Source organism: Streptomyces sp. Ru73 (assembly GCF_002920575.1).
In the GTDB taxonomy this organism is placed as follows: domain Bacteria; phylum Actinomycetota; class Actinomycetes; order Streptomycetales; family Streptomycetaceae; genus Streptomyces.
The window spans coordinates 1-6,608 of sequence record NZ_PQSQ01000171.1; the positions used below are offsets into that span (position 1 = coordinate 1).

Sequence of the window (6,608 nt, forward strand, 5' to 3'; positions counted from 1 at the left end):
GGTCGTCCCGGTGGCGGCGGCGGTTTCGCCGGCCGTCCCGGTGGTGGCGGCGGCTTCGGCGGCCGTCCCGGCTTCGGTGGCCGTCCCGGCGGTCCCGGTGGCCGCGGTGGCACGCAGGGTGCGTTCGGCCGTCCCGGCGGTCCGGCGCGTCGTGGCCGCAAGTCGAAGCGGCAGCGTCGCCAGGAGTACGAGGCGATGCAGGCCCCGTCGGTGGGCGGCGTCATGCTGCCGCGCGGCAACGGTGCGACGGTTCGCCTGTCGCGCGGTGCCTCGCTGACCGACTTCGCCGAGAAGATCAACGCCAACCCGGCGTCGCTCGTCCAGGTCATGCTGAACCTGGGTGAGATGGTCACCGCGACGCAGTCCGTCTCCGACGAGACGCTGCAGCTCCTCGGCGAGGAGATGAACTACGTCGTCGAGATCGTCAGCCCGGAGGAGGAGGACCGCGAGCTGCTCGAGTCCTTCGACATCGAGTTCGGCGAGAACGAGGGCGGCGAGGACATGCTCGTCCCGCGGCCCCCGGTGGTCACCGTCATGGGTCACGTCGACCACGGTAAGACCCGCCTGCTGGACGCGATCCGCAAGACGAACGTCATCGCGGGCGAGGCCGGCGGCATCACGCAGCACATCGGTGCGTACCAGGTCTCGACCCAGGTCAACGACGAGGACCGCGCGATCACCTTCATCGACACCCCGGGTCACGAGGCGTTCACCGCCATGCGTGCCCGTGGTGCGAAGTCGACCGACATCGCGATCCTGGTCGTCGCCGCCAACGACGGCGTCATGCCGCAGACGATCGAGGCGCTGAACCACGCCAAGGCCGCCGAGGTCCCGATCGTCGTCGCGGTCAACAAGATCGACGTCGAGGGTGCCGACCCGACCAAGGTGCGCGGTCAGCTGACCGAGTACGGCCTGGTGGCCGAGGAGTACGGCGGCGACACCATGTTCGTCGACATCTCCGCCAAGCAGGGTCTGCACATCGACGACCTGCTGGAGGCCGTGGTCCTGACCGCGGACGCCTCGCTGGACCTGCGGGCCAACGAGGAGCAGGACGCGCAGGGCATCGCGATCGAGGCGCACCTCGACCGCGGCCGCGGCGCCGTCGCCACCGTGCTGGTCCAGCGCGGCACCCTGCGGGTCGGCGACACGATGGTGGTCGGCGACGCGTACGGCCGCGTCCGCGCGATGCTCGACGACAAGGGCAACAACATCCAGGAAGCGGGTCCCTCGACCCCCGTCCTGGTGCTGGGTCTGACCAACGTGCCGGGCGCCGGCGACAACTTCCTGGTTGTCGACGAGGACCGCACCGCGCGTCAGATCGCCGAGAAGCGCGCGGCGCGCGAGCGCAACGCCGCCTTCGCCAAGCGCACCCGTCGCGTGTCCCTCGAGGACCTGGACAAGGTGCTCAAGGCCGGCGAGGTCCAGCAGCTCAACCTCATCATCAAGGGCGATGCGTCCGGTTCGGTCGAGGCCCTGGAGTCCTCGCTGCTCCAGCTCGACGTGGGCGAGGAGGTCGACATCCGCGTGCTGCACCGCGGCGTGGGTGCGGTCACCGAGTCCGACATCAACCTGGCGTCCGGCTCCGACGCGATCGTCATCGGCTTCAACGTCCGCGCCGAAGGCCGCGCGACGCAGATGGCCGAGCGCGAGGGCGTCGACGTCCGGTACTACTCGGTCATCTACCAGGCGATCGAGGAGATCGAGGCGGCCCTCAAGGGCATGCTCAAGCCGGAGTACGAGGAGGTCGAGCTCGGTACGGCGGAGATCCGCGAGATCTTCAAGTCGTCCAAGCTGGGCAACATCGCGGGTGTGCTCATCCGCTCCGGCGAGGTCAAGCGCAACACCAAGGCCCGCCTCATCCGCGACGGCAAGGTCGTGGCGGAGAACCTCAACATCGAGGGCCTGCGCCGCTTCAAGGACGACGTCACCGAGATCCGCGAAGGCTTCGAGGGCGGTATCAACCTCGGAAACTTCAACGACATCAAGGTCGACGACGTCATCGCGACGTACGAGATGCGCGAGAAGCCGCGCGGCTGATCGCCCGTCTCGACTCCGGGGCCGGTCGGCGGAAGGAATTCCGTCGATCGGCCCCGGCCGTTGCGTGTACCGTTCCAGTGACCGGTACACGCACACCTCACGCCCCCCGGGTGGCTGAACCCGCACTGCATGTACGTAGGGACGCTGTCCTTCGACCTCCTCCTTGGCGACGTACGGTCGCTGAAGGAGAAGCGCTCCGTCGTCCGCCCGATCGTCGCCGAGCTGCACCGCAAGTACGCGGTCAGCGTGGCGGAGGTCGGCGACCAGGACCTCTACCGCAGGGCCACCATCGGCCTCGCGGCGGTCTCCGGCGACGCGGGGCACCTCACAGACGTACTGGACCGCTGCGAGCGACTGGTCGCCGCGCGTCCCGAAGTGGAGCTGCTGTCGGTACGGCGGCGGTTCCACGGCGACCACGACGACTGAGGCGGCGGCCGGCCGGGTGACCGGCCGGCCGTGCGGGCCGTCGGCGCCGCAAGCACCATGGTGGAAAGAAACAAGAAGGAGACGACCAGTGGCCGACAATGCGCGGGCGAAGAGGCTGGCGGACCTCATCCGGGAGGTGGTCGCCCAGAAGCTGCAGCGCGGTGTCAAGGACCCGCGGCTCGGTTCCCACGTGACCATCACGGACACCCGGGTCACCGGCGACCTGCGGGAGGCGACGGTCTTCTACACGGTCTACGGTGACGACGAGGACCGGGCCAGCGCCGCGGCCGGGCTGGAGAGCGCCAAGGGCATCCTGCGCTCCGAGGTCGGGCGTGCCGCGGGCACCAAGTTCACGCCGACCCTGACGTTCGTGGCGGACGCCCTCCCCGAGAACGCCAGGACCATCGAGGACCTGCTGGACAAGGCGCGGGCCTCCGACGCCAAGGTGCGCGAGGCGTCCTCGGGCGCCACGTACGCCGGTGAGGCCGACCCGTACCGCAAGCCGGGCGAGGACGACGACGAGGACACCGCCGCCGAATGAAGCAGAAGGTCACAGTGCCGGACGGCCTTGTCATCGTCGACAAGCCGGCCGGCTTCACCTCGCACGACGTCGTCGCGAAGATGCGCGGCATGGCCCGCACCCGCCGCATCGGGCACGCCGGCACGCTGGACCCGATGGCGACCGGCGTGCTCGTCCTCGGCGTCGAGCGCGCCACCAAGCTGCTCGGGCACCTCGCGCTGACGGAGAAGGAGTACGTCGGCACCATCCGGCTCGGCCAGACCACGGTCACGGACGACGCCGAGGGCGAGATCACCGAGTCGCAGGGCGCGAAGGACATCGGCCGGGACGCCATCGCGGCGGGCATCGCCGAGCTGAGCGGCGACATCATGCAGGTGCCGTCCAAGGTCAGCGCCATCAAGATCGACGGCAAGCGGTCCTACGCCCGGGTGCGCGGCGGGGAAGAGGTGGAGATCCCGGCCCGTCCGGTCACCGTCTCCTCCTTCGTGCTGCACTCCGTCCACGAGGCCGAGGCCGAGGACGGCACCCCCGTCATGGACCTGCTGGTCTCCGTGGAGTGCTCCTCCGGCACGTACATCCGGGCCCTCGCCCGCGACCTCGGCGCCGGGCTCGGCGTCGGCGGGCACCTGACGGCCCTGCGCCGCACCCGCGTCGGCCCGTACAAGCTCGACAAGGCCCGCACGCTGGAGCAGCTGCAGGCGGCCGTGGACGAGCCGGAGGGCGACGGCCTGCCGATCATGCCGATCGGTGAGGCGGCGGCCGCGGCGTTCCCGCGCTGGGACGTCACGGTGCAGCAGGCCCGGCTGCTGGGCAATGGCGCGCGCATCCCCATGCCGGACTTCGGCACGGACGGCGCGGTCGCGGCGTTCGCGCCGGACGGCACGTTCCTGGCGCTGCTGGAGAACAAGGGCGGGAAGGCGAAGAGCCTGGCGGTCTTCGTCTGAGCGCCCGAGCCGGCACGGCTCGCGAGCTTTTCCGTACGTCCCGTGGGCGGCCCTCTGTGGCCCGCTCGCGGGACGTCGCCGTTTCCGGGCGCTGCCCCTTCCGGCGGGGCCGCCGTTCCGCCGTTCGGTTGTTCCGCCGTCCGTATGCCTCCCGCGGCGCTCTTTCATCCCATCGGCCGGGCGCTCGGAGCGAACCGCGGGCGCGGACAGGGGCGCGTTCGCGGTGCGCCCTGTCCAGGACGATCACCGGCTGCCTACGGTCGAAATGACCCGGTACGCGGTGACCGACCGACCGGGGACGACCGGCGACGGCAGGAGGTACGGCGATGGTGGTGCGGGCGGCCGACGCGGCGGAGGCGCTGGTGCGCATCTGCGACCTGGCGGGGCGGCCGCGTGGCACCGGCTTCCTCGCCGACCCCGACGGCACCGTGCTGACCGGCCACGAGGCCGTCGACGGGCTGGCCCGCCTGGTGCTGCACGGCGCGGCCGGGCGGACCTGCACGGTCGGCGCCGACGCCGTCACCCCGCTCCCGGAGGCCGGCCTCGCGCTCGTGCGGACCAGTGGCCTCGGCGTCCCGCCGCTGCCGGTCGCAGCGGGCGGCCCGCGGCCGGGCGCGGACGTCCTGCTGCACGTGGCCGGCGGCCCGCAGGGGAACGGCGAGGACACCGGTGCGCTGCCCGCCCGCATCGTGGGCGCCGCCGCCGTCACCTACACCGCGACCGACCGCCACCACCGTCTCGCCGAGGCGGTCGGGCTGGCGGTGCGCGGGCCGGGCGGCGAGGCGCTGCGGCTGGGCGGCCCGGCCGCCGGCGGCCCGGTCACCGACGCCGGGACCGGCGCGGTACTGGCCGTCATCGGCACCGCGCTGCGCCGGGGCGCGCGTACGGACACCGGGCCCGGCCCGGACGGCTTCGCGGTCCCGCTGCACGCCGCGGCCGCGGCCGGTCCGCGGGGGCCGCTGGCCGCGCTGCTGGCCCGTAACGCGGCCACCGTTCCCGCGTACGGCCCCGACCTCAACCTGGCGGGCGTCCTGGCCCTCACCGCCACCGCCATGGGCACGGCGGCCGGCCCCGGCCCCCGGCAGGAACCGGTCGAACGGCCCGACATCGCAGGGGAATTCACGTCCTTCGGCACGTACGACGCGGCCGAGAACCCGGCGGGCGGCGCCGGCCCGGCACCCGCGGCACGGGTCCTCGCCCTGGTCGGCGAGCCCGGCACGGGGCGCAGCACCGAACTGGCGGCGCTCGCCGTCCGCCGCGCGCGGGCCGCGGCCCCCGCACCGACCGTCCGGCTGCGCGGCGCCGACCTGCGGGCCACGGACCGGGGCGTGCGGGACGCGGTGGGGCGGGCGCTGCGGTCGGCGGGCCGGGTGCTCAGCGCCTCCGGGCCGACCGCGGGCGACCCGGCCGCCGTGACGCCCGACGAGGCGGCCGGGCTCGCGCGGGCGGCCGGGCGGCCCCTGCTGGTGCTGCTGGACGGCCCGGAGGAGCTGCCGGCCGGTCTCGCCCAGCGGCTCGGCGAGTGGACCCGGGACACCGCGGAATGGCTGCACGGCACGGGCGCCCAGCTGATCGTCGCCTGCCGCCCCGAGTACTGGGAGACGGCCGGGCCCCTCTTCCCCGCCGCCTTCCTGCACCGGCCGCGCCATCCCGCGGTGATCCCGCCCGGCGCACCGGCCGGCGCGCTCCCGCCCTGCGTACGCCTGGGCGACCTGCCGTCGCGCCAGGCGGCACGGGCGCGCGCCCGCTACGGCCTGCCGGCCGGCGCGCTGACCGCCGCCGACGCCGCGCATCCGCTGGCCCTGCGGCTGCTGGCCGAGGTACGGACGTCCGTGGTGGCGGCCGGCGGGGACGCCAAGGGCATGGGCACGCCCCGCCGCCACGAGATCTTCGGGGCCTTCCTGGACCTGCTGTGCCTGCGCGTCGCCGAACGCCTGACGGCGGGGGAGCGGGGCACGGGGCGTACGGGCGGTACGCGGGGCACGCGCGGTGCGGACGTGCGCCGGCAGGCCGCGCGGGTCGCGGGCCGGGCGCACGCGGCGGCCCGCCGCGCTCTCGGCCCCGGCCAGGGCGAACTGGACCGGTCCTCCTTCGACGAGCTCTTCCCCTGGCGCACGGGCTGGGCGTCCGCCGTGCTCGCCGAAGGACTGCTGGTGCCCGCCGGCGCCGGGTACCGCTTCCCGCACGAGGAGTTCGCCGACTGGCTCCAGGGCGCGCACCTCGACGTGGACGACACGCTGGACGCGCTCGTGCACCGGCCGGTACGGGAGCACGGCACACGGCCGCCGGGCGCCGCCCCGGCCGGTGGCGTCCCGTCCGCCGCCGTCCCTCCGGGGGCCGCGTCCGGTGGTGACGCGGGACGGGGCGAGGCGCCGTCCGCCGTACCGCGGCACCGCATCGGCCCGGTGGTCGAGGCCCTGCTGCTGCTCGGCCGCCGGGCCGGCCCCGAGGCGCTGGGCCGGCGGCTGGAGGGCCTGGTGGCGGTGGTCACCGGACCGCAGGCGGGCGCCGCGGCGGGTGACGCGCGCTGGTGGGCGGAGCACCTGCTGGGCGAGGTGCTGCTGCGACTGCCCGACGCGGCGCCGTACGCGCTGGTGCTGCACGTCCTCGCGGCCCGGGTGACGGACCGCTCGGCGCTGGCGGGCGGCTTCGACCGTACGGGGCTCGACGCGTTCGGCCCC

The 6,608-nt window shown here is 74.4% G+C and carries 4 protein-coding genes and 1 pseudogene; all 5 read left to right on the forward strand.

Annotated features, from left to right (window positions below; genetic code table 11):
* The coding region (infB, locus tag C3486_RS35755; RefSeq protein WP_103837032.1) for a translation initiation factor IF-2 at nucleotides 1–2,037 on the forward strand (2,037 nt) is incomplete at its 5' end.
* A gap of 129 nt (nucleotides 2,038–2,166) precedes the next feature.
* Nucleotides 2,167–2,463 carry a DUF503 domain-containing protein gene (locus tag C3486_RS35760; protein WP_103837029.1) on the forward strand — a complete coding sequence of 99 codons (297 nt, stop codon included), beginning with the start codon at nucleotides 2,167–2,169 and terminating at the stop codon, nucleotides 2,461–2,463.
* An 88-nt stretch (nucleotides 2,464–2,551) separates the two neighbouring features.
* A complete protein-coding gene (rbfA, locus tag C3486_RS35765; protein ID WP_103837030.1) occupies nucleotides 2,552–3,004 on the forward strand; it encodes a 30S ribosome-binding factor RbfA in 453 nt (150 codons plus the stop codon).
* Nucleotides 3,001–3,927, forward strand: a complete 927-nt coding sequence (gene truB / locus C3486_RS35770) for a tRNA pseudouridine(55) synthase TruB (protein ID WP_103837031.1) — start codon at nucleotides 3,001–3,003, stop codon at nucleotides 3,925–3,927. Before rbfA ends, truB begins: the two co-directional genes overlap by 4 nt.
* A 326-nt stretch (nucleotides 3,928–4,253) precedes the next feature.
* A pseudogene (locus C3486_RS35775) lies at nucleotides 4,254–6,608 on the forward strand (trypsin-like peptidase domain-containing protein); the annotation flags it as partial.

What these genes read in the sequence shown, in the direction of transcription:
- truB (WP_103837031.1), top strand. Translation starts at nt 3,001, where the DNA reads ATGAAGCAGAAGGTCACAGTGCCGGACGGCCTTGTCATCGTCGACAAG.
- C3486_RS35760 (WP_103837029.1), top strand. Translation starts at nt 2,167, where the DNA reads ATGTACGTAGGGACGCTGTCCTTCGACCTCCTCCTTGGCGACGTACGG.